This window comes from Humitalea sp. 24SJ18S-53 (genome assembly GCF_050632385.1).
Lineage (GTDB): Bacteria > Pseudomonadota > Alphaproteobacteria > Acetobacterales > Acetobacteraceae > Humitalea.
Window position 1 is genome coordinate 2,704,196 of the sequence record NZ_CP192599.1, and the last position, 24,585, is coordinate 2,728,780.

At 67.7% G+C, this 24,585-nt stretch carries 22 protein-coding genes and 1 pseudogene; 6 read left to right on the plus strand and 17 right to left on the minus strand.

Going from position 1 to position 24,585, the window contains the following annotated elements:
* Positions 1 to 61: 61 nt before the first annotated feature.
* Positions 62 to 862 (plus strand): IclR family transcriptional regulator, encoded by an 801-nt coding sequence (locus ACQW02_RS13000; RefSeq protein ID WP_431285662.1) that lies wholly within the window; start codon positions 62 to 64, stop codon positions 860 to 862.
* Between the two features lie 128 nt (positions 863 to 990).
* Here ACQW02_RS13000 and ACQW02_RS13005 read toward each other — a convergent pair whose 3' ends face one another.
* The 8 genes from ACQW02_RS13005 to ACQW02_RS13040 all read right to left on the minus strand — a co-directional run bounded on the left by ACQW02_RS13005 (position 991) and on the right by ACQW02_RS13040 (position 9,620).
* The gene (locus ACQW02_RS13005; RefSeq protein WP_431285663.1) at positions 991 to 1,143 is read right to left on the minus strand and encodes a hypothetical protein; all 153 of its coding nucleotides are present in this window, start codon (positions 1,141 to 1,143) and stop codon (positions 991 to 993) included.
* Between the two features lie 84 nt (positions 1,144 to 1,227).
* On the minus strand, positions 1,228 to 2,508 hold the full coding sequence (locus ACQW02_RS13010; RefSeq protein ID WP_431285664.1) for an NAD(P)/FAD-dependent oxidoreductase: 1,281 nt from the start codon (positions 2,506 to 2,508) through the stop codon (positions 1,228 to 1,230).
* Entirely contained in the window at positions 2,508 to 4,211 is a 1,704-nt protein-coding gene (locus tag ACQW02_RS13015) for a gamma-glutamyltransferase family protein (RefSeq protein WP_431285665.1), read from the minus strand. Before ACQW02_RS13015 ends, ACQW02_RS13010 begins: the two co-directional genes overlap by 1 nt.
* Positions 4,208 to 4,837 (minus strand): cupin domain-containing protein, encoded by a 630-nt coding sequence (locus ACQW02_RS13020; RefSeq protein ID WP_431285666.1) that lies wholly within the window; start codon positions 4,835 to 4,837, stop codon positions 4,208 to 4,210. Before ACQW02_RS13020 ends, ACQW02_RS13015 begins: the two co-directional genes overlap by 4 nt.
* A gap of 25 nt (positions 4,838 to 4,862) precedes the next feature.
* The gene (locus tag ACQW02_RS13025) at positions 4,863 to 5,681 is read right to left on the minus strand and encodes an ABC transporter permease (protein ID WP_431285667.1); all 819 of its coding nucleotides are present in this window, start codon (positions 5,679 to 5,681) and stop codon (positions 4,863 to 4,865) included.
* Positions 5,678 to 6,526, minus strand: coding sequence for an ABC transporter permease (locus ACQW02_RS13030; RefSeq protein WP_431285668.1), 849 nt, complete (start codon positions 6,524 to 6,526; stop codon positions 5,678 to 5,680). Before ACQW02_RS13030 ends, ACQW02_RS13025 begins: the two co-directional genes overlap by 4 nt.
* A complete protein-coding gene (locus tag ACQW02_RS13035) occupies positions 6,526 to 7,587 on the minus strand; it encodes an ABC transporter ATP-binding protein (protein WP_431285669.1) in 1,062 nt (353 codons plus the stop codon). The genes ACQW02_RS13030 and ACQW02_RS13035 overlap by 1 nt, the downstream gene beginning before the upstream one ends.
* On the minus strand, positions 7,584 to 9,620 hold the full coding sequence (locus tag ACQW02_RS13040; RefSeq protein ID WP_431285670.1) for an alpha/beta hydrolase domain-containing protein: 2,037 nt from the start codon (positions 9,618 to 9,620) through the stop codon (positions 7,584 to 7,586). The genes ACQW02_RS13035 and ACQW02_RS13040 overlap by 4 nt, the downstream gene beginning before the upstream one ends.
* A gap of 43 nt (positions 9,621 to 9,663) precedes the next feature.
* Here ACQW02_RS13040 and ACQW02_RS13045 point away from each other — a divergent pair, with 43 nt between their 5' ends.
* The 4 genes and pseudogenes from ACQW02_RS13045 (at position 9,664) to ACQW02_RS13060 (ending at position 13,721) form a co-directional block, all read left to right on the plus strand.
* The gene (locus tag ACQW02_RS13045; RefSeq protein WP_431285671.1) at positions 9,664 to 10,722 is read left to right on the plus strand and encodes an ABC transporter substrate-binding protein; all 1,059 of its coding nucleotides are present in this window, start codon (positions 9,664 to 9,666) and stop codon (positions 10,720 to 10,722) included.
* A 157-nt stretch (positions 10,723 to 10,879) separates the two neighbouring features.
* A pseudogene (locus ACQW02_RS13050) lies at positions 10,880 to 11,865 on the plus strand (NAD(P)/FAD-dependent oxidoreductase).
* Complete coding sequence (locus ACQW02_RS13055) at positions 11,862 to 12,419, plus strand: hypothetical protein (RefSeq protein ID WP_431285672.1); 558 nt, start codon at positions 11,862 to 11,864, stop codon at positions 12,417 to 12,419. The pseudogene ACQW02_RS13050 and the gene ACQW02_RS13055 overlap by 4 nt, the downstream one beginning before the upstream one ends.
* Before the next feature lie 36 nt (positions 12,420 to 12,455).
* Positions 12,456 to 13,721 (plus strand): Bug family tripartite tricarboxylate transporter substrate binding protein, encoded by a 1,266-nt coding sequence (locus tag ACQW02_RS13060; protein ID WP_431285673.1) that lies wholly within the window; start codon positions 12,456 to 12,458, stop codon positions 13,719 to 13,721.
* Here ACQW02_RS13060 and fabF read toward each other — a convergent pair.
* From fabF to ACQW02_RS13075, 3 genes are read right to left on the minus strand one after another with little or no spacing between them, the layout of a single operon-like run.
* Positions 13,706 to 14,971 carry a beta-ketoacyl-ACP synthase II gene (fabF, locus tag ACQW02_RS13065; RefSeq protein ID WP_431285674.1) on the minus strand — a complete coding sequence of 422 codons (1,266 nt, stop codon included), beginning with the start codon at positions 14,969 to 14,971 and terminating at the stop codon, positions 13,706 to 13,708. The genes ACQW02_RS13060 and fabF overlap by 16 nt on opposite strands.
* A complete protein-coding gene (locus ACQW02_RS13070) occupies positions 14,968 to 16,146 on the minus strand; it encodes a thiolase family protein (protein WP_431285675.1) in 1,179 nt (392 codons plus the stop codon). The genes fabF and ACQW02_RS13070 overlap by 4 nt, the downstream gene beginning before the upstream one ends.
* Positions 16,147 to 16,149: 3 nt before the next feature.
* Positions 16,150 to 16,944, minus strand: coding sequence for an SDR family NAD(P)-dependent oxidoreductase (locus ACQW02_RS13075; protein WP_431285676.1), 795 nt, complete (start codon positions 16,942 to 16,944; stop codon positions 16,150 to 16,152).
* A gap of 96 nt (positions 16,945 to 17,040) precedes the next feature.
* Between ACQW02_RS13075 and ACQW02_RS13080 the strand changes: the two genes are divergently transcribed.
* Complete coding sequence (locus ACQW02_RS13080; RefSeq protein WP_431285677.1) at positions 17,041 to 17,976, plus strand: GlxA family transcriptional regulator; 936 nt, start codon at positions 17,041 to 17,043, stop codon at positions 17,974 to 17,976.
* 52 nt (positions 17,977 to 18,028) lie between these two features.
* On the opposite strand, the gene ACQW02_RS13085 is transcribed toward ACQW02_RS13080, so the two are convergent.
* Genes ACQW02_RS13085 through ACQW02_RS13110 form a run of 6 tightly spaced genes read right to left on the minus strand, consistent with a single transcriptional unit; the run spans position 18,029 to position 24,460 of the window.
* Entirely contained in the window at positions 18,029 to 19,357 is a 1,329-nt protein-coding gene (locus ACQW02_RS13085; RefSeq protein WP_431285678.1) for an LLM class flavin-dependent oxidoreductase, read from the minus strand.
* Complete coding sequence (locus ACQW02_RS13090) at positions 19,354 to 20,160, minus strand: ATP-binding cassette domain-containing protein (protein WP_431285679.1); 807 nt, start codon at positions 20,158 to 20,160, stop codon at positions 19,354 to 19,356. The genes ACQW02_RS13085 and ACQW02_RS13090 overlap by 4 nt, the downstream gene beginning before the upstream one ends.
* A complete protein-coding gene (locus ACQW02_RS13095) occupies positions 20,153 to 21,097 on the minus strand; it encodes an ABC transporter ATP-binding protein (protein WP_431285680.1) in 945 nt (314 codons plus the stop codon). Before ACQW02_RS13095 ends, ACQW02_RS13090 begins: the two co-directional genes overlap by 8 nt.
* Positions 21,094 to 21,930, minus strand: a complete 837-nt coding sequence (locus ACQW02_RS13100; protein ID WP_431285681.1) for an ABC transporter permease — start codon at positions 21,928 to 21,930, stop codon at positions 21,094 to 21,096. Before ACQW02_RS13100 ends, ACQW02_RS13095 begins: the two co-directional genes overlap by 4 nt.
* Positions 21,927 to 22,871: an ABC transporter permease gene (locus ACQW02_RS13105; protein WP_431285682.1), complete on the minus strand. Its 945-nt coding sequence runs from the start codon at positions 22,869 to 22,871 to the stop codon at positions 21,927 to 21,929. The genes ACQW02_RS13100 and ACQW02_RS13105 overlap by 4 nt, the downstream gene beginning before the upstream one ends.
* 23 nt (positions 22,872 to 22,894) lie before the next feature.
* The gene (locus ACQW02_RS13110; protein ID WP_431285683.1) at positions 22,895 to 24,460 is read right to left on the minus strand and encodes an ABC transporter substrate-binding protein; all 1,566 of its coding nucleotides are present in this window, start codon (positions 24,458 to 24,460) and stop codon (positions 22,895 to 22,897) included.
* Positions 24,461 to 24,585 lie beyond the last annotated feature (125 nt).

The following is a 24,585-nucleotide window of genomic DNA, read 5'->3' on the forward strand; positions in this document are numbered from 1 at the left end:
ATCAATTGCATCGACTAGCGCTACAATTGCATCTAATAACGATACTTTAGGAGCGCCAGGATTGCCCCGTCAACGGAATTCCGCAGTGCAACAAGCTCCAGCGCCCGGCGACGACAAGCTGTTCGTCGAAGCCGCGGCGCGGGCGTTCCACGTGCTCGAGGCTTTTTCCGGGGCGCCGGGGCCCCTGTCGCTGGGTGACATCGCCAAGGCCACCGGGCTCGACCGCAGCGCGGTTCAACGATCCACGCATACGCTGCTGCGTCTTGGCTATCTGCGGCAGCGCGGGACGCGTGGCGGGCTGGTGTTGGGGCTCAAGATCTTCGATCGCAGTTTCGATTGCCTGCGCAGCGACCCGCTATTTGAGCGTGCCATGCCGATCTTGATTGATCTACGGCAGGATACGCAGGAACGCGTCGATCTGACCGTGTTCGACGACCTGACGATGCTCTATGTGCTGCGCCTGCAAAGCCGGCGGGAGACCTTTCTTGCGGGCCTGGCCGGGACGCGGATCCCTACCTACTGTTCCTCCGGCGGTCGCGCGGTGCTGTCGCGGCTCGACAAGGCCGCTGTGGACGATGTGCTGGCGCGTTCGGATCGGCGCCGGATCACACCCCACACCGTGGCCGACCTGACCGGGATTCGCGCGCGACTGGCGGAGGCGCGCGAGCTTGGCTACGCGCTCGCGACCGAGGAGGTGCAGATTGGCATTGTTGCCCTGGCGGCGCCGATCCTGGGGTCAGACGGGCTGCCGGCCGCCGCGGTGCAGATCACCGCCTCACTCGCCAACCAGACGCCCGCGGAGATGGCGCGGCGCTTCGGCCCCCTCGTCGTTGAGGCGGCGCGTGCGGCGAGTGCTATTTAAAAATTCGGCGGTTGCTTCGTCCTGCACCTCGGCTCTCACCCTTTTGCCGTGGGGTCGGAGCACGCTCGCTATTCGCCCACTGCCCCTGGCGTTTCGACCGACCCCACAAGCGTCATGTGATACTCATATCAGTCGCGTCGGTAAAAGGCGCTCGAGCCGGCGGCCAAAGATTGCTCAGCACGCACGACCTGCACGCCGTACTGCCGAAGCAACGCCTGGAGGAAGATGCTCTCCAGCACCGCGCGTTTACCCGATGGCCCCTGACTCAGATCACGGAACATCGCCGTCGCCTGACGACCCGCCCCCTCCATCGGCATCAGCGAATGACATCTGACCCCATCTGGAAAGACGAACTTCCCAGCACCCTAAAGCCCAAGCGCGTCGCGGATCCGGCCGTAGGTGATGCGCGCCGCGGCGGCCGTGCGCCACAGCCCATGGAACGGAATGGTCTTCAGCGCCGTCACCGGCATGTCCAGCGACGCCACCGGCGTGCCGAGCGTCCGTCGCGCCAACTCGCCGCCCATCGCCGTTGCCATCGCGACACCGCGTCCATTGTAGCCGAGGCAGATCAGCGCATTCTCCGCGGGTTCGTGGAAATGCGGGTAGTGGTCCGTGGTGACGGCGAGCTGACCAGTCCAGCAGTGGCTCCAACGCTGGCCCTTGAGTTCCGGCCACAGCTTTTCAGTGTAGCGGATCAACCAGCCCAGTTGGTTCATGTCGGCGATATCGCGCATGGGGCTACGACCGCCCATGAGCAGGCGTCCGTTCACGTCGATGCGGTAGTAGACCGTGATCTGGCCGTTCTCGTACAGCGAGGCACCGTCAGGCAGAATACGCGAAGCGAGCTCGGGAGAAAGCGGTTCCGACGCGACGATACCGCTGAACACCGGCACGATACTACGGCGCAGGCCGGGCCAGATGTCGTCGGAATAGGCGTTGGTGGCGACAATCAGATGCTCCGCCCGCAGCTCGCCACCGGGGGTTCGTATGATCCAATCACTGCCCTGCCGGACGATCGACAACGCCGGCGAAGCGCCATGGATGGTGGCACCGGCCCGCTGCGCCGCCTCAGCCAGGCCGCGCGCATAGCCAAGCGGGTTCAGCGAGCCTCCGCGACGATCGCGCACGGCGCAAATGTAGCGGTCGGAGCCAGTGAAGGCGCGAATAACCTCACGCTCCATCACCTCCACCGGCATGCCGCGGCGCAGGCATTGCTCTGCAGTCGAGCGCACAGCCGCCGCGGTCTTGGTCGCGTAGGCGGCACGCAACGTGCCGCCCTGCCGCGCCTCGCACTGAATCTGATGCTGGCGCACGAGATCGAAGACGACGTTCGGCGCGTTGCCTGAAAAAGCGACCATGCGTCGACCGAGATCAGGCCCGAAATCCGCTTCGACCTGATCGGGATCGTACTTCAGCCCCGGATTGACCTGCCCGCCGTTGCGACCGGAGGCGCCCCAGCCCACCTCATTTGCCTCCAGCAGCACGACATCCGTACCGCGTTGCGCGAGGTGAAGCGCCGCCGACAGTCCCGTGAAGCCGCCACCGACTATGCCGACCGAGGCGCGCCGGTTGCCCGCCAGCGGTGGCGCGGAAATGCCCGGACGCGCGGTGTCGGCATAAAGGCTCGGCGGCAGGGGTGCCGCCATCAGACGGCCACCGCATAGGCTGGCTGTCGCAGATCGGCCCCCGCGCGCAGGAAGCCGGTTCGACTATCCAGCAGGATCGCCTCCACCGAACAGGTGCGCCGCGAATAGGCTGGCCACAACTCGACATCGTGGCCGCGACCGGACAGGTCCTCCAGCACCGCCTTCGGAAACCGATCCTCAAGGTTGAGGCGGCCAGGCAGGTGCGTGAAGGGCGCGAAGGAGTTGGGGAAGCTGAAGCTGGCGAAGCGCGGCTGTTCGATCGCCTCCTGGATGTCCATGCCGAAATGATGCGTGTTGAGGAAGACTTGCAGCATCGCCTGCACCTGGACATCGCCGCCCGGCGCGCCGAAGGGCATCACCGATCCATCGTCGCGTACCGCCATGGCCGGGTTCGGCGTCAGCCGCGGCCGCTTGCCTGGCGCCACGCCGGACGGATGCCGCGGATCCGGCCGCGACTGCGTACCGCGCGCCGAAGGGACGATGCCCAGCCCCGGGATCACCGGCGACCGCCAGGACCCGTCCGACGGCGTCGCGGAGAACGCATTGCCCCAGCGATCCACGGCACAGCAGTAGGAGGTATCGGGCTCGATCGTGGCCTCGCTGCCGCCCTTTTCTGGCATCGGCATGTTGCCGGGATAGCGGCCGAGTGGCGGCGGCATGTCCGGCATCGCATTCGCCATATCGATGGCAGCGACACGCGCCGCGACATGCGCGGGGGACAGCAACTCGTCCAGGCCGACATCGACGAAGCGCGGGTCGCCGTAGCGGTATTCGCGGTCGGAACAGGCAGCCTTGATGATCTCGGTCAGCAAATGGATATAGTCGGCGCTGTTGTGTGCCAGGCCATCGAGGCCCGCGCGTTCGACCATCAGCAGCGACTGGGCAAGCATCGGGCCCTGACACCAGGGACCGCAGGTATAGACCTCGAAGTCGCGCCAGCGGACCTTAACGGGCTCCTCGTAACGGCTGTGGAAGCCGGCAAGGTCCGCGCGCGTGAGGTAGCCACCTTCCTGGGCGTGGTAGTCCGCGATCTTCGCTGCGATGTCGCCGCAATAAAAGGCGGCGCGTGCCGCCTGCAACCCGGCCACACGACCGCGCTTGGAGGCCGCGCGCTCCTCATCCACCATATATTGCAGCGTGCCGGCCAGGTCGGTCTGAAGGAAGCGGTCGCCGACCTTTGGCACCTTGCCCCCCGGCAGGAAGATCGCGGCATTGGAGGGCCACATGCGATACCCCTCCTCATACAACTTGATCTGCCCGGCCATGTAATCGAACACGGCAAAACCTTCGCGCGCGTAGCGGATGGCGGCGGCGGCGACATCGCCGAAGGACATTGTGCCGTAGTCGCAGAGCGCGGTGATCCAGGCATCGGGCGCCGCCGGCACCACGGTGCGCAGCAGCCCGACCGGCATCTTGCCGCCATGCTCACGCATGAACAGATCGGCCGGAAAGCTGGCGGGCCAGTGGCCCAGCCCCGCGATGGTGACGACCTTGCCCTGGCCGGTGCGAATCATGATCGGCGCCACGCCGGCCACGTTCACCTCATCGGCATGCAGCACCGCCAGCGCGATCCCGGCGCAGCAGCCCGCATCGATGGCATTGCCGCCGGCCTCCAGGATCGCGAAACCCGCATTGGCCGCGAGGTAGTGCCCGGCGGAAACCGCGTGGCGGCTGCCGTAGAGCGTGGGGCGCATCGATTTCATGGCGTGGCCTCGGCTGGGATGGACGGCTTGACGTTGACCCACAGCACGCGGGCGACGGAGGCGGTGGGGTTGGAAAAGCGATGCGGCGTGGTACTGCGGAAGCGGAAGCTGTCACCCTCGTTCAGCAGGTAGTCAGTGGCATCGATGGTCAGCAGCAGCCGTCCCTGCAGCACCAGCCCCGCTTCTTCGCCGCTATGGGCATAGGGGGTTTCTCCGGCGCGGCCATGCGGTTCGATCGTGACCATGTAGAGGAACAGCGCGCTTTCCGTCGGCGGCGATAGAAGCTGCTTCTGGATGCCGTCGAAGAAGGCGATGTCGCGGCGGTCTTCCAGCCGCACGATCGGGCCATCCGCCGCGGCACGCGCCACACTCGCGCCGGCATCGACCAGCAGGTTGAAGTCGGTGCCCAGCGCCGCGGCAATGCGCATCAGGTCGCGCACCGAGGGCGAGGACAGACCCCGCTCCACCTGGCTGACGAAGCCGATGGACAGGCCCGAGAGTTGCGCCACCGCCTGGATCGACACCGCACGCTGCTGGCGAAGCTGCCGAACGCGCAGGCCGATGGACAGGTCGAGCGGGTCGGGCGGCTTCGGCACCGGCGCCTGGCGCTTGGTCTGTTGTTTCAAGCGGAACTCCTCCCCGCGGCCTTGTTCAAGATGCGCCGCCGCTGCGCCGGTCATCGCTATCGGTGCCAAGAAACAGCTGCAACCCGACGGTGCGTTGCAGGACGACCACAAGCAGCACGCTCGCCAATACCAGGAAGGTGGCGATCGCGGCGACCACTGGGTCGGCGCTCTGCTCCACATGGTGGAAGATCTCGATCGGCAGGGTGGTGATCTGCGGCGAGACCAGGAACAGGGTCACCGTCACCTCATCGAACGACAGGATGAAGGTGAAGAGCAGTGCCGTGACCATGCCGGGCCGCAGCAGCGGCAGCGTCACCCGAAAAAACGTCTCCCGCCGCGTCGCACCAAGGTTCATCGCGGCTTCCGCCATCGCCGGTTCCAACCGCCCCAACGCCACCGAGATCGGGCGGTAGGCGAAGGGACCGCACAGGATGATATGCGCGGCACAGATGCCGATGAACGTACCGTCCAGCACCTCCAGCCCGTTCATCATGCCGTACAAGGCGATGCCGACGGCGGCATGCGGGAAGATCAGCGGTGCCAGGATCAACGTCTCGCACACCCCGCGCAGCCGTGCTGGGGCGGCATCCAGCGCCAGCGCCGCCAGTACCGCGAGGGTGCAGGCGAAGAGCGCCGCCACGGCGGCGATGGCGGCGCTGACGCCGACCACCGCCATCCACTTCGCGCTCGACAGGAACTCTATGTACCAGACGAGCGAAAAGCCCGGCGGCGGAAAGCTCAGGAAGCGGTCGGGAGAGAAGGATACCACCGCCACGATCACCAGCGGCAGCGGCAGGAATAGCAGCAGCACGATGTTCAGCGTACGCCAGAGGAAGCGGGTCATATCCGGCTGATCCTTCCCCGAAGCCACGCTTCCAGCATTTGGATCGGCGCGATGGCGATCAGCGAGGTGACCACGAGGATCAGCGCCAAGGCCGCGGCACGGGGAAAGTCATATAGCGCGAAGATCTCCTGGAAGATCTGCGTCCCGATCGTGCGGTCGCGCAGCCCCCCCAGCAGCAACGGCGTCACGATGGCCCCGGCCGAGATCAGATAGACTAGAGCGCAGCCCGACAGCGCCCCGGGTGCCGACAGCGGCAAGGTCACCCGGAAGAAGGTTTCGATCGGCCCGGCGCCCAGGCTCATCCCCGCCTCAGTCAGCCGGCGGTCCACCTGCATCAGCACCGACAGGATGGAAATCACCATGAAGGGCAACAGCACATGCACCAGGCCCAGGATCATCGCGAAGGGCGTGAAAATCAGTTGGATCGGCTCGCTCGACAGGCCCAGCCCCATGATGGCCTGGTTGATGACGCCCCGATTTCCCAGCAGCACCACCCAGCCAAAGGTGCGGATGACGATACTGGTGAGCCAGGGCGAGATCACCAGGATCAGCATCAGGTCGCGATTGCGCGCCTGGGAGATGAACAACGCGAGCGGGTAAGCGATGATCAGCGAGAAGAACGTCACCAGACTGGCCACCCACAGCGTCCGGTAGATCGCCAGCCGTGTGGAATTGGAACTCAGCAGGTCATTGTAAAGCGTCAGCGACGGCGATCCGTCCGCTCCGCTGAACGACGCGATGCCGAGACCGACGAGCGAGGCCAGGAAGGCCGTAATCGCCAATGCCTTCGGCAGGCCGAGCACGACCCGGGCGAAAGGTGACAGCGCGAGGCCGGTTGAGGACATCAGCCAGCCCCCGGCAGCAGCGCCGCCGCACCGAGGTCGAAGCTGAGCCGGACCGTGTCGCCGACCGCCAGCCCCGACGGCGCGCGGTCCGCCGGCAGCGCCGCGCGGATGGGCTGCGCGATGCCTGGAATATGCGCGACCATGCGCAAGGTCATGCCGCCAAATTCCAGGTCCGCCACGGTGGCGGCGACACCCTGGGTGTCGTCGGCACGCAGCAGCGCCACGCTTTCCGGCCGCAGCGATAACGTGGCGGAGTCCGGCAGGGCCACCTGCGACGGGACCATGACACCGCCAAAGTTCATGATCGACGCCTGGCCGTGCTGCGTTCGGACCTCCAGGATGTTCGTCTCTCCGACGAACTCCGCGACAAACCGCGTGGCCGGGCGGCGATAGACCTCCTCGGGCGTGCCGACCTGGTCGATCTGCCCGTCGCGGAACACCGCGACGCGGTCGGACATGGCCAGCGCTTCTTCCTGGTCATGGGTAACAAAGACGAAGGTGGTGCCGGTGCGGCGCTGCAACCGCTTCAATTCACCCTGCAACTGGCGCCGCAGCTTCAGGTCCAATGCGGAAAGCGGCTCGTCCAGCAACAGGACGTCAGGCTGCATGATCAGCGCGCGTGCCAGGGCCACGCGCTGCCGCTGTCCACCGGAAAGCTGGTGCATGCGGCGGTCGCCGAAGCCTTGCAACTCCACCAGCGCCAGGATGTCGTCGATCTTGCGTTTCGCACTGGCGCCATCTTCACGCCGGACCGCCAGGCCGAAGCCGACATTGCTGGCGACCGACAGATGGGGGAACAGCGCCAAGTTTTGGAAGACGATGCCGACGGGACGGCGGAACGGTGGCAGGTGCGTGATCGGCTTGCCGTCGATCAGCACCTCGCCGGCCGTCGGGGTCTCGAAGCCCGCGATGATGCGCAGGAGCGTCGTCTTGCCGCAGCCGGACGGGCCGAGGAAGCTGACGAATTCGCCACGGCCCACGTCCAGCGAAACGCCACGCAGGGCGTGCACGGCGCCGAAGCTCTTGCGCGCCCCCCTGACGGTGAGAGCAGTATTGGTCATGCGCCCATGGTCTCCCAGATCTCGTCAGCGTCTTCCATGAGGCGATCCATATCCTCCAGCAGCAGCAGCCGTGCCGCGATAAGGTCGGTGCAGGCCGTTCGCAGCGCGTCCTTCCAGGCATGGCGCGAGGCGTAGCGTGCCGCGATTGATACCCGTCCATCGTTTGGCGCGGTGATCCGCGGCAACGGGATGCAGGACCCGGCGATGCTGTACAGCGCACCTTCCGCGAAACCGGGTCGCCGTAGGTTCCAGCCGGTATAAGTCGCCAACGCAGCCTGCATGAGCGGATGCCGCCAACCCCCGATGCCATTGCCGTCCGCATCCGTCGCCGCGACGAAGACGGGATAGGACGCGCCAGCCGTCGGCGGCTGGGTCGCATGGTCCATCAGGCGCAACTCGTTGAGGCGTGACGGGAAATCCAGGCCGCGCGGAAAGGCGTCGCGCGCTGCGTCGATGCCGCGCCAAGTGCCGGCCGCGTGGCTTGGGAAACGGCTGTCGGGCGGTGCCACACCACGCTCCACCCAGTCCCGCAGCGCCGGCAACAGCGCACGCACCAGCGGGCCATAATTCAGTGGATTGCTGAGGTAGCGAATGACACGCGGATCGGGTGCCTCATAGGCGCCATGCGGCAGGCCGCTGGCGAGGTAAAGGCGCACGCTCTCCGGCATGGCGATGTCGCGCCCCTCAGTGTCGGTCGCGACAAGGGAGGCGCGGGCGGACCACACCTCTGAATCCGTGTCGACATGCATCACCTTCACCGGCGGACCGGCCTGCGCCAGGATACCGTCGGTGCGACCGCTGATGGGATCGGCCAGCGTCGGATAGGTGAAGGGAAACTGGTCGTCGCCGTAGTCGTGGTCCTCATGCTGGCGCGAATAGCGTCCGGGCTGTGCGAAGCCCTGCACCACGTCCGACCGGCGCGATCCCGCGATGACCGGCATGGCAGCGTCGAAAACCGCGCGGTCGCCGCGATTGAAGCCATGATACAGAAAATCGCGGATCACCCGCCCGCTCTGCGACAGGCCGAAGCACAGCGCATGATGAATTCCCCCGCCGGCCAGCGGGTTCGCCGCTGTCCGATCATGCCGCAGGAACGAGGTGACGTCGCGGATCGCCGCAAGGCCCAGCCCCATCACGGCGCTTTCACCCGCGGTGTAGATGAACTCAAAAATTGTGCCGCGATCGAATTCCTGCCTGTCCGGCCGCGTAATCTCGATGTGCCGGTCATCGAGGTAGCGGAACGCAAGTCCAGCCGGCGTCCCGCGTGCATCGCGTTCCTGTTGCCGCGCGGTCAACGTCGCGTCGGCGGGGTCGAGGCTCGCCGCCGGCCAGGTCAGCGTCGCGACGAAGCGCTGCGCGTCGATCTCGCGCGTCATCTCTCCACGCACGCTGCCGGGGGCGTCGACGATGAACTCCTCCCGCACCCTGCGTCGCGTTCGTACCGTGGGAAAGCGCCCGGCCATGCGGCCTTTGGTCGTCGGCACATCGCCCTGCCAACCGCACCAGGCGACGGTATAGCCCTCTCGCATCAAGTAGCCGTTGCCCTCGTCACCTGCGTGCTGGGGCCGGTTCTCCGGCGCCGCGTCGTTGATGCGAACCAGGCAGCGTTTGCCGCCACGATTGGGCACCTCCACGACCAGCCAGCCATTGCCGCGCGCGGTGTCGATTGGCTTCAGCAGGCAGACATCGACGTCGTAGACCACGCGGCCCGCCGCATTGCATGGCGCCTGGTCGAGCAATTCAATCGGAGCATTCAGGGGATGTGCCGGATCTGCCTCCATCTCCGCGATGCCCAGCAGCAGTTCGTAGGCGCCGGCGTCGCCGAATTCGCGACCACCAAAGACCGGGCTGATCCGTTCGTGGATGTCGAAGCGCCGAACCGCGCCCGCAAGCTGCTCAGGCAGGGCGCGGCCTCCTTCACGTATTTGAAGACCAAACCGTATGTCCCGCCCATCGGCGGTGTCAAGGCAGACAAACACCACGCGAAATCTAGCAATCTTTGCCTTCACACACATGAAGTTGTTGACAGCCACTCCGATCCTCGGCTCACTTTCGGGCCTAGCCACGGAGCGAGACATGAGCCGCATCGACACTCTGCCACGCCGCGGTCTGCTGGGTGGCGCCGCGGCCCTGGTCGCCGGCAGCGCCCGCGCCCAGGCCCCAGGCATGACCATCGCCGTCTATGCCGGGTCGTCCTCTGCCATGTGGCGCGACCAGGTCGCCGCACCATTCAGCGCGCAGTCGGGCATCCGCACCGAGATCTTTGAATCCGCGCTGCCCGCTTCATCCATCGCCCAGTCGCGCGGTCGCCCGCAATTCGATGCTGCGGTGGTCGCCAACTACTCCGCCCCGGGCCTCGCCGAGCGCAACCTGCTGGAGGAGCTGACGGTCGAGGACATCCCCGCGATCCGCCAGGTGCCGGAGCAGTACTGGACACGCAATGCCGCCGGCAAGATCATCGGCATGCCCGTCTACTTCAGCTTCTACGGCATCGCCTACAACTCGGAGCTGGTGCGCGCCGCCGATTTCGCATCATGGAACGACCTGCTCGACCCAAAGTGGAAGGGCAAGCTGTCGATGTCGCGCGCGAGCTTCGTCGCGGCCTATGACCTGACGCTGTATTCCAAACTCGCCGGCGGCACCGACGCCAACATCGACCCTGGCATCCCCTCGATCCGCCGCCTCGCGAGCAACGTGCTCAGCGTCTACACCTCGATGTCATCGCTACAATCGCAGCTCAGCCGGGGCGAGGTGGTGGCCGCTCCATTCTACAGCACGCAGGTCGGCATGATGAAGCGCAGCGGCGTCCGCAACGTGGACATCGTCATTCCGCGCGAGGGGGCGATGAACTTGTCCTACATGCTGGTGATCCCCAAGGGTGCGCGCAACATGGCCAGCGCCAAGCGTCTGCTGAATTCGATTCTCGAACCGGCCTACCAGACCGCCTTCGCGCAGGAGGCATTGAGCTTCCCGATGAACCCGACGGTAGATCTGCCAGCCGACGTCCAGGCCGTGCTTGGCGGCACCACGCAGGAGATGATGGCGCGCAACTACAGCCCGGATTGGTGGGTCGTCGGCTCTGCCCTGCCGCAGCGCACGCGCATGATCGAGGAACTGCTGCAGTCCTCGCGCTGACACTTCTTTCGCCCGGAATGCTAAGGTCGCGGCGCTTGGCAATGCGCCGGGCATCCGGGCCTGTTGCAAACAACCTATCGCTCGCCTGACGGCGAAACCTACTCCTGCATCGCGGAGTGGACCCGATCTCGTCTTCGACCTGATCGCACGCCATGGCATCGACTGTCGTGCCCAGCGCGCCGGTATCCTCACGGTCGCGAACAGCGATGCCGGCTTGGACGGCCTGCGCCGTCGGACCGAGATCTGGCAGGGTCGCGGCGCGCCGCTGCAGATGCTCGACCGCGCGGCGACGCAGGCGGCGACGGGCAGTTCCTACTACATCGGCGCCTGCATCGATCCGCGCGGTGGGTCGATCAATCCGCTGGGCTATGCACGCGGCCTGGCCGCGGCGGCGGTGGCGAAAGGCGCCACGGTCTATCGCGACAGCCCCGTCACGCGCATCGCGCGGCAGGGCGATGGCTGGTCGTGGAAACCGGGCGCGGACGCATCGCCGCGGATCGCGTGGTGCTCGCGACCAATGCCTATACGGGCGATCTGGTGCCGGGGCTGAAGAAGACCTTTTTGCCGATCCGCACGCCGCAGATCGTCAGCCGGCCGCTCGGCGACAATCTGGGTGGCGGCATCCTGCCGGGTGGGCAGATCATGTCCGACACACGCCACCCGGTGGTCGGCGTGCGTCGGCACCCGGATGGAAGGCTGCATCTGGGCGGCAAGATCGGCAATTCCGGCGCCGAGCGGCGGTCGCATTATGACGTCCTCGCCGCCGAGGTGAAACTTCTCTTCCCGCATTTGCCGCCGCTGGAATGGGAGTACACCTGGACCGGCTGGGTCGCGATGACCAACGACCGCTACCCGCATCTGCACGACCTGGCGCCGGGGCTCGTCGCGCTGCTTGGCTACAGCGGCCGCGGCATCGCCATGGCCAGTCTGATGGGGCGCGAACTGGCGCGCTGGGCCAGCGGCCAGACGGCGATCGAGACCCTTCCCCTCCCCGTCTCGCGACCGCAGGGCATCCCCTACTACCAGCTCCGAGAAATCCTGGTGGATGGCAACATGCTTTACCACCGCGTCAGCGAACGCCTTGGCCACTTCCTGTCGCGAGAGCGGCGAGGACGGGCCCCCGCCGAGAAAGGCACAGCATGATCACGCATATCCAGCCGCTCGACCTCGACACCGCGCCGGCGGAGGCACGGGCCGCCGCGGCCGGCCATGCGACGCACGGCCGCATCACCAACATGAAGCAGACGCTGCTGCATTCGGTGCCGGCGTTCCACGCCTACATGGAATGGTACACGCAGTACGATCGGTTGCTGCCGCTCTTTGGCGAGCGCGCCGTGTGGCTGTTCTGCCACGCGATTTCCAGCGGCACCGACTGCCTGATCTGCTCGACATTCTTTCGCCGACTGCTGCTCGATGCGGGCATCAAGCCGGGCGAATACGTGGCGAACGAGAAGGAGGCGTTGCTCTCCGCCTTCGGACGCCAGTTCCTGACGGCGCAGGGGGAAGGCAAGTCTGGTCCAGTGCTCTGGGCGAAGCTGAACGCGGCGCACCCGCCGGCTGTGCTGGTCGACCTCGTCGCCTTCGGGGGGCTGATGGTGGCAACCAACCTGTTCAACAACATGGTTGGCGTGCAGCTCGACGAATATCTCGAGGATTATCGCAAGCCGCAAAGGCACGAGCCCGCACCCACGATCTGAATCCTTTCTCCCCCTTTTGTCCGCGAGAAACCGCCCATGACCGTGACACGCCGCCCGCTGCTTGCCGGCATCGCCACCCTCCTCGCCACTCCCGCGCTGGCCCAGGCCCCCGCCTGGCCCAGCCGCACCGTGCGCATCGTCGTCGCCTATCCAGCAGGCGGCAGCGTCGATATCGCGGCGCGGTTGCTGGCGGAAAAACTCGGCGCCCTCTGGGGCCAGCCGGTGATCGTGGAGAACCGCGGCGGCGCCTCGGGCACCGTGGGCGCCGAGCATGTCACGAAAAGCGCGCCTGATGGCACGACCTTGCTGACGGGTGCCTCGCCCGAACTCGCCATCGCGCGCAACACGATCCGCAACATGCCATTCGACGTGACGGGCGATTTCGCCCCCATCATCCTGGTGAACGAAGCGCCCTTCATCCTGGTCGGCCTGCCCGGCCTGCCCGCGACGACGACACAGGCGCTGGTGGCGCTGGCCAAGGCACGGCCTGGCACGATGAACTATGCGTCTTCCGGCAATGGCACCTCCAGCCACCTCACCGGCGCGCTCTTCGCGCTGGAGGCAGGGATCGACATCACCCATGTCCCGTATCGTGGCAGCGGCGCACTGATGTCGGACCTCATCGGCGGGCAGGTGCAGCTCACCTTCGACACCATCCCGACCACCCTGCCCCACATCCGCGATGGCCGGCTGCGCGCGTTTGGCGCCGCGATGACGCAGCGCTCCACCCTGATGCCGGAATTGCCGACCTTCGCCGAAGCCGGCTTGCCAAAGGTGCTGGGCGGAAGCTGGTCCGGCTTGCTGGCGCCAGCCGGCACGCCACAGCCGGTCGTGCAGAAGATCTACGCCGACACCGCCAGGGTGATGCAGGACAGCATCTCAGCAACCTTGCGCGAACGGGGCTTCGAACCGCGCGGTCTGCCCCCCGCCGAATTCAGCGGCTTCATTCAGGCGGAGGTGGCGAAATGGGGCGATGTGGCCAGCCGCGCTGGCGTGCGGCCCGACCAATCCTGGCACCAATTCCCCTTGCCGATGCGGCCGCTCCCCTCCACCCGACGGGCAAGCCCCCTCATCGGCCACGAACACAAGGCGTTCCGCGAGGACCCAATGTCCTCACCGCCCTCGTCCGTGACAAGGTTCTTCAGTCGTCCGCCATCCACGACCATCATTGCACCGAAGCATCGCGGAACTCCCGAGCGGATTCCCCGTTGCCGCGTTGCCCCGCGAAGAGAGCGCTCTACTCTTTCCCTGGATAGTCCTGCCCGGAAAGAGTGGCGAAACATCGATCAAGGATGCTGGTAGCGGCGCAGCACGACCGTCGCGTTGACGCCGCCGAAGCCGAAGCCGTTGGACATCGCGACCTCCACCGACCGGCGCCGCGGCTCGGGCCCGATCAGGTCGAGCCCCTCCGCCGCAGCATCCGGCTGGACCAGGTTCAGCGTCGGCGGCAGCAGCCCGTCGCGCAGCGCCAATGCGGTGAACACCGCCTCGATCCCGCCCGCGGCCCCCAGCAGATGTCCCGTCGCCGCCTTGGTCGAGGAGATCGCCGGGCCGGCATCGCCGAAAACCGCCCGGATCGCCGCCAGCTCCCCGGCATCGCCGAGCGGGGTCGAGGTGGAATGCGCGTTGAGGTAGCCGATGTCGGCCGGTTCGAGCCCCGCCTGCGCCAGCGCCCGGCGCATCGCGAGTTGCGCCCCGGCGCCATCGGCCGGGCCGGAGGTGATGTGATACGCATCCGCGCTGGTGCCGTAGCCCAGCAATTCGACGATCGGCCGCGCCCCACGGGCCAGCGCGTGGTCGAGCGATTCCAGCACCAGCATGCCCGCGCCCTCGCCCATCACGAAGCCGTCGCGGTCCCGGTCGAAGGGGCGGGACGCCTCCTCCGGCCGATCGTTGAACCCGGTGGACAAGGCACGCGCCGCGGCGAAGGCGCCCAGGCTGACGCGGTCGATACAGGCCTCCGCCCCCCCGGCCAGGGCGATGTCGGCCTCACCGGCGCGGATCATCCGGACGGCGTCGCCGATCGCCTGCACCCCTGCGGCGCAGGCCGTCACCGGCGCGCCCATCGGGCCGCGAAAGCCATACCGGATGGAGATCTGCCCCGCGGCGAGGTTGATCAGGAAGGATGGCACCGTGAAGGGCGACAACCGCCGCACGCCGCGCGCCGCGACGACCTGGCCGGCCTCCATCATCCCGGGAAAGCCGCCGATACCGGAGCCCACGACGGTCGCGGTGCGGTCCCCGTCCCACGGCGTCTCCGGGCTCCACCCCGCCTGGCGCAAAGCCTCATCCGCCGCGCCGAGCGCGTAGTGGATGAAGCTGCCCATCTTCTTCTGGTCCTTCGGCGGCACCACGGCGTCGAGGTCGAAGCCGCCCTCCGCATCCTCCGCGATCGAGGGCACCAGCCCGCCGATCTTGGAGGGCACGTCGGAGACAATCTCCTCCGGTAGCCGCCGTATCCCCGACCGGCCGGCCAGCAGCCGCCGCCAGACCAGTTCGGTGCCGCTGCCGAGCGGCGTGACCAGGCCGAGCCCGGTGACGACGATCCTCATACTGCCTCCAATGCCAGTGCGATGCCCTGGCCACCACCGATGCACAGTGCCACCACGCCGCGGCGAAGTCCGTCGCGGCGCATGGAATGCAGCAACCGCGTCGTCAAGACCGCGCCCGTGGCGCCGATGGCATGGCCATGCGCGATGGCGCCGCCTTCCACATTCACGACATCCTCGGGCAGGCCGAGTTCCTTCATCACGGCCAGCGGCACCGCGGCGAAAGCCTCGTTGATCTCGAAGCGTTCGACATCCCCCATCGTCCAGCCGGCGCGGGCCAGGGCCTGGGTGATGGCGGGCACGGGGCCAAGGCCGAACATCCCCGGTTCAACGGCGGCGATGCCATAGGCGACCAGACGCGCCCAGGGTTCGATGCCCTGTGCCTCCGCGAAGCCCCGGTCGGCGACGACCACGGCGGCGGCCGCGCTGTTCAGGCCCGGCGCGTTGCCGGCGGTGATGCTGCCATCCGGGCGGAAGGCGGGCTTCAACCTGGCCAGCGTCTCGACCGTGGTGTCGGGGCGCGGGGCCTCGTCGACCAGGATGTTCTCGACGCCCTTGCGGCCCTGGAGTGCGACGGGGGCGATCTCCGCGACGAAACGGCCGGCGTCGCGCGCGGCGGAAAACCGCTGCTGCGAACGGGCGGCCCAGCGGTCCTGCGCCTCCCGGCCGATCTGGAAGCGGGTCACCAGATCCTCCGTATGCCAGCCGGAATGCTCGCCGGAGAAGGCGTCGTTCAGCCCATCGCGCAGCATGCTGTCGAGCATCATCGCATCGCCCATGCGGTTGCCCCAGCGGCCGCCTTCGACGAGGTAGGGCGCGCGATCCATGTTCTCCATCCCGCCGGCCACCGCGGCGTCGTGCAGCCCGAGCTGGATCTCCTGCGCCGCGGTGACGATGGCCTGAGCGCCGGAACCGCAGACGCGGTTCACCGTCATGGCCGGGACCGCCACCGGCAGCCCGCCACCGATCGCGGCCTGCCGCGCCGGGTTCATCCGGTTGCCGGCCTGGATCACATTGCCCATCACCGCCGCACCGATGCGCGCGGCATCGGCGCCGGACCGCGCCAGGGCCGCGCGGATGGCGATGGCGCCAAGCTCGGTCGCCGGGATGGATTTGAACATGCCACTATAGCCACCGATCGCCGTGCGGACGGGCTGGCCCAAAATGATCTCACGCATGGCTCAGGCCGCCTTCGCGTAGCGCGCGGCCGGCTGGCGGCGGGATAGTTGTGGCATCAACACCTGGCGCGCCGCCTCATACGCCGCCCAATCCGCGGCGTCCGGCAGCGAGGGGATGGTCACCACTTCGCCCAGGTCGAGGCCGGCCAGCGCCGCATCCACCATGTCCTCCGCCGTCATGACAATCTCAGGCGGCAGCAGTTCCACCGGCCGCCCGGCGTTGCGCCACAACTCGGTCGCCGTGGCGCCCGGCAGCACGGCCTGGATGCGGACGCCCTTGGCCGAAAGCTCATGCTGCAGCGACTGCGACAGCGCCAGCACATAGGCCTTGCTCGCCCCGTAGACCCCGTTGAGCAACTCCGGCGCCACGGCGACGATGGAGGCGATGTTGATGATGGTGCCGGCGCCGCGCGCCACGAAGCCCGGTGCCGCGGCATAGGTCAGCCGGGTCAGCGCGCCGATGTTCAGCCCGATCATCGCTTCCATATCCGCGACGCCGGACTCCAACAGGGGCGTCGTCGCGGCGACGCCGGCATTGTTCACCAGCACGGTGATGCTGGCATCGGTGGCGAGCGTCGCCTCGACCCTGGCGAGATCGGCCTTGTTCGTCAGGTCGGCGCCGACGACCTCGACGGACCGGCCCGTCTCGTCGGTCAGCCGCTTGGCCAGGGTCAGCAGGCGGTCGCGATTGCGCGCCACCAGGATAAGGTCGTGGCCCCGCCGGGCCAGGCGATCCGCGTAGATGGCGCCGATGCCGGTGGAAGCGCCGGTGATGAGGGCAGTGCCGAGGTTGGACATGGGAAGAGGCTCCGTTCGTTGCCGCCCATGTAAGGCGGCTGGCCGGCGGCCCAAATGTCGTATATGCCACCTTTTAGGACATTGAGGGGTTTCGCCATGCAACGCCTTGGCTACGTCTTCGCGCCCGGCTTCCAGGCCATGGGCATCGCCCCGATATCGGCCTTCGAATTCGCCAACCTGGTGCTTGGGGAGGCCTTCTACGACCTCCACCTGCTGTCGGAGGCCGGCGGCCTCGTGCGCGGGTCCTTCGGCATCTCCATCGACACCAAGCGCTTCGACGACACGCCCTATGACACCATCCTGGTTGGTGGGGGCATCGGCCTGGCCCCGGCCTCTCCGGGGCTGATCGCCTTTGTCCGCCAGGCCATGACGACGGCACGCCGCATCGCGGCCCTGTGCACCGGCGCGAATGTGCTGGCCGAGGCTGGGCTGCTCGACGGCCGCCGCGCCACCACCCATTGGGGCCACGCGCGGGAATTGCAGGCGCGCTTCCCGAAAATCCGGGTCGAGGAGGATCGGATCTTCATCATCGACGGCCCCGTTTGGACCTCCGCCGGCATGACCGCCGGCATCGACCTGGCGCTGGGCATGGTGGAGAAGGATCTGGGCGCGGAGGTCGCGCGCCGCGTGGCCGGGATGCTGGTGGTGCATCACCGCCGCGCCGGCGGGCAGTCGCAGCACTCCGCGCTGCTCGAACTCGACGCCAAGTCCGATCGCATCCAAAGCGCGCTGGACTATGCCAGGCGCAACCTGGCGGCGCCCCTGTCGGTCGAACAACTGGCCGAGGCGGCGCACCTCAGCCCGCGCCAGTTCAGCCGCGCCTTCAGGGCAGAGACCGGACAGTCACCGGCCAAGGCGGTGGAAACGCTGCGGGTCGAGGCGGCACGGTTGATGATGGAGAGGGGGCGGCATCCCATCGATTACGTCGCCAGCCAGACCGGCTTCGCGGATCGGGAACGTATGCGCCGCGCCTTCCTGCGCGCCTTCGGCCAGCCGCCGCAGGTCATCCGCCGCAATGCGCGCGCGGCGTAGCGCAGCAAGGCCCGATCGTGTCGATGGCGCTCCCCACCGGCCGGCGCCCCGCTTAACCCGCGTAGCGGCTCGGCGGGACCGGGATGCCGAGGTGGTCACGCAGGGTCTGTCCCGCATAGTCCGTGCGGAACAACCCGCGGCGCCGCAACTCCGGCACCACCATCTCCGCGAACTCCTCCAGCCCGAGCGGCAGGACCGCCGGGCAGATGTTGAACCCATCCGCCGCCCCGGCATCGACCCAGGCTTCCATTTCATCGACGATCTGCGACGGCGTGCCGATGACGATGCGGCTGCCGAAGCCGGCGGCGATGTGGGTGTAGAGCTGGCGGATCGTCATGTTGTCGCGCCGCGCCAGCGCCAGCAGGTTTTTTGCAATGCTGCGCACCTTCGGGTCGTTCGGCTCCGGCACCGGGCCATCCAGCGGATAGGCCGACAGGTCGCCCATCTGGCCGTAGAGGTAGGACAGCCCCAGTTCCGGCGCGACCAGCGCGTTCAGCAAATCGTATTTCTCCCGCGCCTCGGCCTCCGTGCGGCCGATGAAGGGGGTGATGCCGGGCATGATCTTCAGCGCGTCGCGCGACCGGCCCTGCTGTTCCACGCGGTTCTTCACATCGGCGTAGTAGGCGCGGCCCGTGTCGATGTCATGCGGCACGGCATAGACCACCTCGGCATGCCGCGCCGCGATCTCCATTCCCGCTTCGGATGCCCCGGCCTGCACCAGCACGGGCCGCGTCTGCGGGCTGCGCGCCACGCTCAGCGGCCCCTTCACCTTGAAGTGCTTGCCCTGGTGGTTCAGCACATGCAGCTTGTCGGCATCGAAGAAGACGCCGGTCTGCTTGTCGTGCACGAAGGCGTCCGCGTCCCAGGAATCCCACAGCCCGGTCACCACCTCGACGAATTCGCCGGCGCGGTCGTAGCGCGTGGTATAGTCCAGATGGGCGTCGCGGTTGAAGTTCTGCGCCTCCGCATCCGACCAGCTTGTGACGATGTTCCACCCGGCGCGCCCACCGCTGATCTTGTCGAGCGAGGCGTATTTCCGCGCAACATGGAAGGGCTCGTTGTAGGTCGTCGACGCGGTGGCCACCAGGCCGATCCGGCTGGTGGTCGACGCCAGGGCCGAAAGCAGCGTCAGCGGCTCCAGCTCCGCCGTCTGGGCGGAGCGGCAGAGCGAGCCCGGCGGCTCGTCCTTCGCGCGGATGCCGATGCCATCGGCCAGGAACACCATGTCGAAGGCCGCGGCTTCCGCCGTGCGCGCCACATGCAGGAAATGCTGGAACGAGGACGCGGCCCCCGGATCGGCCGAAGGATGCCGCCAGGCCGCGGCATGGTAGCCGACATAGCGCATCGAAAGCCCAAGGCTGATCTGCGGCCGCTTGGTCATGGCAGGCTCCGGTCGTGGTGCGGCACGGGCAGGTCGCGCAAGGTGCCGATCAGCGCCCGCGTATAGTCATGCGCCGGCGCGCGAAAAATCTGCTCGGTCGGTCCGATTTCGAGCAGCTTCCCGAAATGCATGACGCCGACGCGATGGCAGAGGAAGCGCGCGACATGCAAGTCATGCGTGATGAACAGCATGGCCAGCCCCGCCCGCCGCTGCGTCGCGCGCAGCAGGTTCAGGATCTGCGCGCGCACGGAAACATCCAGCTTCGACACCGCCTCATCCGCCACCAGCAGCGATGGCGACAGCGCGAGCGCGCGGCCGATCGCCGCACGCTGCAACTGCCCACCGGACAGTTGGTGCGGGTAGCGCGCGGCAAAGCTGGCGGGCAGGCCCACATCCTCCATCAGCCCGGCGACCCGCGCCGGCACCTCCCGCCGCGGGCAAAGGCTGTGCAACAGCAGCGGCGTCGCGATCGCCTGGCCGATGGTATGGCGCGGGTTGAAGGAGGAGAGCGGGTCCTGGAACACCATCTGCATCGCGCGGCGGTGCGGGCGCAGCGCCGCGTCGCCCAAATGCGTGATGTCGCGACCCTGCAACAGGATGCGGCCGCCCTGCGACGCATGCAGACGCAGCAAGGTCTTGCCAAGGGTGGTCTTGCCGCTGCCGGATTCACCGACCAGGCCCAGGATTTCGCCGGGCGCGATCTCCAGGCTCACGCCATCCACCGCCTTCACCACGCCGCCCGGCCGGTGCGGATCGGGGAAGTGGACCGACAGATCCTCCAGCCGCAGCAGCGCCTCAGTCATCGAGCAGGCACCTCACCGCGCGTCCCGGCGCGATCTCGCGCAGCGGCTGCGGCGCTTCGCAGCCCGGGCGGGCGCTGGCGCAGCGCGGACGGAAGACGCAGCCGTCGGGGCGCGCATCCGGCGTGGGCAATTGCCCCGGGATTTCCGCCAGATGTTCGGCGCGCGCGGCCAGCGCAGTGGCGGTCGCGATCAGGCCGCGGGTGTAGGGATGGCGCGGTGCCGCCACCAGCGCCGCCGCGGGGCCGCTCTCCACGATCTCCCCGGCATACATCACGGCGATGCGGTCGCTGACCTCGGCGGCGATGCCGATGTCATGGGTGATGAAGATGAAGGCGGCCGACAGGCGCTTTCGCAGGTCGCGGAACAGCGCCAGGATCTGCTGCTCGACGATGTTGTCGAGGTTGGTCGTCGGCTCATCCGCGACGATCAAGCCCGGCTCCAGCGCCACCACCATGGCGATCAGCGCGCGTTGCAGCATCCCGCCCGAGAGTTGATGTGGATAGCGTTCCAGCACCGCCGCCGCATGCTGGATGCCGACGCTCGACAGCAGCGCCGCCGCTTCCTGCCGCCAGCCGCGCGTGACGCCGCGGCGGGCCAGCGCCGTGCGCAGGTGCCAGCCGATCGTCTTGGCGGGGTTGAAGGACCCGACCGGGTCCTGGAAGACCATCGCCAATTCCCGCCCGCGATAGGCACGGAAGTCGCGGTCATCCAGGTCCATCAGCGCGACCCCGTGCCAGGCCAGCGTATCGGCCGATGCGCGCAGCCCCGGCGACAACAACCGCAGCAGGGCCAGGCAGGTGACCGTCTTGCCGGAGCCGGATTCGCCGATGACGCCCAGCGTCTCCCCGGCGTGCAACTCCAAATCCACGCCCCGCACCAGCGCCACCGCACCCGCATGCACCGAAAGGTTGCGGACCTCCAGCAGCGGCCGCGTCATGGCCCGGCCGCGCCGCGCAACCGCGGGTCCGTCAGGTCCCGCAGCCCATCGCCCAGCAGGTTGAGCCCGAGCAGCGCGACGGAGACAACAAGGCCGGTCAAGGTCAGCACCCAGGGCGCGCGCTGGAAATACTCCCGCCCATCCGCGAGGATGACGCCGAGCGAGGGCGTCGGCGGCTGCACGCCCAGACCCAGGAAGGACAGTCCCGCCTCCATCACGATACCAAAGGCAATGCCGATGCTCGCCTGCACCATCAGCGGCGAGAGGATGTTCGGCAGGATCTCCCGCGCCAGGATGCGCCTGGCCGGCTGGCCCATCACCCGCGCCGCCTGGACAAAGGGCTCATGCATCAGCGTGCGCGTCAGGTTGCGCGACAGGCGGGCGAAGATCGGCAGGTAGGTCAGCGCGATCGCCACGATCACGTTCTGCACACCAAAACCCAGCACCACCATCAGGAACAGCGCCAGCACGAAGCTGGGAAAGGCGAAGAGCAAATCGCAGCCGGCCATCACCGTGGCCTCCGCCGCCCCGCCGCGCCAGGCACCACCCATGCCGATGGCGGTGCCCAGGATGGCGCCCGCCAGCACGCCGCAGGTGCTGACGAAGAAACTGATCCGCCCACCCGCCATGGCCCGCGCCAGCACGTCGCGCCCGAAGGAATCCGTGCCAAGCCAATGCGTGGCATCCGGCGGCGAGAGCACGTTGATGAAGTCCATCTCCTCCGGATCGAAGGGGGAAATCATGGGGCCGAAGATGATGCCGAACAGCACCACCGCCGTCACCGCCAGGCCCAGGACCAAGGTCAGCCGCCCACGCAGCAATCCGCCGATCATGTGCGCGCCTTGGGGTCGAGCCGCGTGCAGACCATGTCCACCAGCAGGTTGGTCGCCAGCACGATGACCAAGAAGGTCAGCGCACAGGCCTGGATCAGCGGATAGTCCCGCCCGAAGGCGGCATCCACCATCAGCGAGCCGAGGCCCGGAATGCCAAAGACCCGTTCGATCACCACCACGCCGCCCAGCAGGTAGCGCACCTGCAAGCCGATCACCGTGACATAGGGGATCAGCGCGTTGCGCAGGATCGCATGCACGAAGATGAAGGCACCGCCATGCCCGAGCGAACGCGCCACCTGCACATGCGGGCGGTGCATCACCTCCAGCAAGGCCGCGCGCAGCACGCGGGAAAACACCGCCGCCATCGGCGCCGCGATCGCCAACGCCGGCAGGAAGCCCGACAGCAGCGCCCCCGGCACCGAGACCATGGGCGAGGTGAAGCCATACGACGGGAAGATCGGAAAATTCAGCGCCAGGAAGAACACCAGCACATAGCCCAGCCAGAAATCCGGCATGGAGACACCGAGCACGGCGACCGACGTCAGCACCGTATCCAGCGGCCGGCCGCGATGCAGGGCCGCCGTGGTGCCGACGACCAAGCTGATCGCCACCGCCAGCAGCAGCGCATACAGCCCGATGAAGGCCGTCACCGGCAGCCGGCTGGCGATCAACCCGCTGACCGGCACACCACCCGCCAGGGTCAGCGTGCGACCCAGGTCGCCCTGCACCGCGCCGCCGATCCAGCGCAGGAACTGCTCCCACAGCGGCAGGTCCAGCCCATGCAACTGGCGAAACGCGGCGACCAGTTCCGGCCGCGCATTCTCACCCAGCACCGACAGCGCCGGATCGCCCGGCGCCGCCTTCATGGCGAAGAAGACCAGCAGCGCCCCGGCGAGCAGGGTGGCCGCCGTCAGCCCCGCCTGGCGCAGCAGCCGCCCCAACGCTGGCGGGAGGAGAGGCAGGGTCAGCCCATCCTCATATTGGCGAACTGGTCGGCGAAGTTCGAATAGGGCAACTGCGTGAAGCCGCTGACATTCGCCGCCATCAGGTTGTGGATATTGGAACAGAACAGCGGGATGACCGGCATATCCTCGATCCACATCGCCTCGCTCTGCCGGTACAGCGCGCCACGCTTCGCGGTATCAAGCTCCCGCCGCGCCTGCACCAGCAGGGTATCGAGCCGCGGGTTCTTGTAGCCCGCGAAATTGCGCCAGCCGTCGCTGTGCAGCAGGTCGTAGGAATACTCGTCCGGGTCGATCATGCCGAGCCAGCCCCAGGTGCCGGCCTGGTAATCGCCCGCGCGAATGCGGGAGAAGACGGTATTGGCCTCCGTCACCTCGATGGTCAGGCGCGTGCCCAGCACCTGGTTCACCTGGGCCGCCACGACCTCCCCCATGCGCTTCCACCAGCCCGAGCCCCAGGTGAGGATGGTGGCCTGGGTGCCGGCGCCGTAGCGGGACTTGGCCAGTTCCTCCCGCGCGCGGGCGGCGTTGAAGGTGGACAGCGGCTTGGGCGCCGGATCATAGGCGGCGCCGAGCGAGGGCGGGATCAGCCCCGGCGTCGCGACGCCTTCGCCGAACAGCACGATCCGCACCAGCGTCTCGCGGTTGATCGCAAGCGAGACGGCACGGCGGAAATGCACATCGTCGAAGGGCGGCTTCAGGTTGTTCAGCGACAGGAAGCGCGTGTTCAGCCCGGGCTGCTTCAGCACGCGGATATCGGTGCGCCGTTCCAACTGCGGGATGTCGGCGAAGGGCGCGGTGCTGGTCAGATCCACCTGGCGACCGAGCAGCGCGGTGACGCCGCTGCTTTCTTCCGCGATCAGCGGGATATCGACCTCGGCGATCGCGGGCGCGCCGCCGAAATACTCGCGGAAGGCCGAAAGCTTCAGCCCCTGGTTGGCGTCCCAGGCGCGCAGCGAATACGGCCCGGTGCCGATCGGGCGGCGGCCAAAGCCCTGCGGATCGGCCGTCACCGCGCGGCGGGGCACAATCTGCGTGCCGGTGCGCGCATTGCTAAGGAAGGTGAGCAGCGGCGCGAAGGGTTCCGCGGTCTTCAGGCGCACCGTCAGCGCATCCGGCACTTCGATGCTGCTGATGGCCATGACCTTGCTGCGGTTGGGCGAACGCGTCGCCTCGTCCATCAGCCGTTCCAGGGTGAATTTCACATCGTCGCTGGTCAGCGTGCTGCCGTCGTGGAACTTCACGCCCTGGCGCAGCTTGAATTCCAGCGCGCCGTCATCGGCCACGCGATAGCTCTCCGCCAGGTCCGGCACCAGTTGCATCTGGGCGTCGAACTTCAGCAGCCCGTTGTAGATACCCCAGAGCACGTAGAACTCCGGGATGAGCGCCGCGAGCGCCGGATCCAGCGTATTGACCACGTTGTAGCCGGTGATGCCGGCGCGCAGCGTCGTGCTTTGGGCAAGGGCGGGTGCCATCGTCCAGGGCTGCGCCAAGGCGGCCACCGCGGCCCCGCCGCCCGCCAGCACGTGGCGCCGTGTCGGTCCGGCGCTCCCAGAAAATCCGGTCATGGATGCTCTCCTTGGCGCTATGTCATCGCGGCGCCAAGTATACATCACGCTCATGCATCTGGCGCAAGCGTGGAACGAGGCGCAGAATATGCAGGCAAAACCTGAGGGCTGGATCCTTGAGACAT

Coding starts and splice junctions, on each gene's coding strand:
- ACQW02_RS13015 (WP_431285665.1), bottom strand. CDS start 4,211: ATGAAATCGATGCGCCCCACGCTCTACGGCAGCCGCCACGCGGTTTCC.
- ACQW02_RS13060 (WP_431285673.1), top strand. CDS start 12,456: ATGACCGTGACACGCCGCCCGCTGCTTGCCGGCATCGCCACCCTCCTC.
- fabF (WP_431285674.1), bottom strand. CDS start 14,971: ATGAGGATCGTCGTCACCGGGCTCGGCCTGGTCACGCCGCTCGGCAGC.
- ACQW02_RS13090 (WP_431285679.1), bottom strand. CDS start 20,160: ATGACTGAGGCGCTGCTGCGGCTGGAGGATCTGTCGGTCCACTTCCCC.
- ACQW02_RS13005 (WP_431285663.1), bottom strand. CDS start 1,143: ATGTTCCGTGATCTGAGTCAGGGGCCATCGGGTAAACGCGCGGTGCTG.
- ACQW02_RS13075 (WP_431285676.1), bottom strand. CDS start 16,944: ATGTCCAACCTCGGCACTGCCCTCATCACCGGCGCTTCCACCGGCATC.
- ACQW02_RS13110 (WP_431285683.1), bottom strand. CDS start 24,460: ATGACCGGATTTTCTGGGAGCGCCGGACCGACACGGCGCCACGTGCTG.
- ACQW02_RS13085 (WP_431285678.1), bottom strand. CDS start 19,357: ATGACCAAGCGGCCGCAGATCAGCCTTGGGCTTTCGATGCGCTATGTC.
- ACQW02_RS13080 (WP_431285677.1), top strand. CDS start 17,041: ATGCAACGCCTTGGCTACGTCTTCGCGCCCGGCTTCCAGGCCATGGGC.
- ACQW02_RS13100 (WP_431285681.1), bottom strand. CDS start 21,930: ATGATCGGCGGATTGCTGCGTGGGCGGCTGACCTTGGTCCTGGGCCTG.
- ACQW02_RS13030 (WP_431285668.1), bottom strand. CDS start 6,526: ATGTCCTCAACCGGCCTCGCGCTGTCACCTTTCGCCCGGGTCGTGCTC.
- ACQW02_RS13010 (WP_431285664.1), bottom strand. CDS start 2,508: ATGGCGGCACCCCTGCCGCCGAGCCTTTATGCCGACACCGCGCGTCCG.
- ACQW02_RS13035 (WP_431285669.1), bottom strand. CDS start 7,587: ATGACCAATACTGCTCTCACCGTCAGGGGGGCGCGCAAGAGCTTCGGC.
- ACQW02_RS13025 (WP_431285667.1), bottom strand. CDS start 5,681: ATGACCCGCTTCCTCTGGCGTACGCTGAACATCGTGCTGCTGCTATTC.
- ACQW02_RS13045 (WP_431285671.1), top strand. CDS start 9,664: ATGAGCCGCATCGACACTCTGCCACGCCGCGGTCTGCTGGGTGGCGCC.
- ACQW02_RS13095 (WP_431285680.1), bottom strand. CDS start 21,097: ATGACGCGGCCGCTGCTGGAGGTCCGCAACCTTTCGGTGCATGCGGGT.
- ACQW02_RS13055 (WP_431285672.1), top strand. CDS start 11,862: ATGATCACGCATATCCAGCCGCTCGACCTCGACACCGCGCCGGCGGAG.
- ACQW02_RS13070 (WP_431285675.1), bottom strand. CDS start 16,146: ATGCGTGAGATCATTTTGGGCCAGCCCGTCCGCACGGCGATCGGTGGC.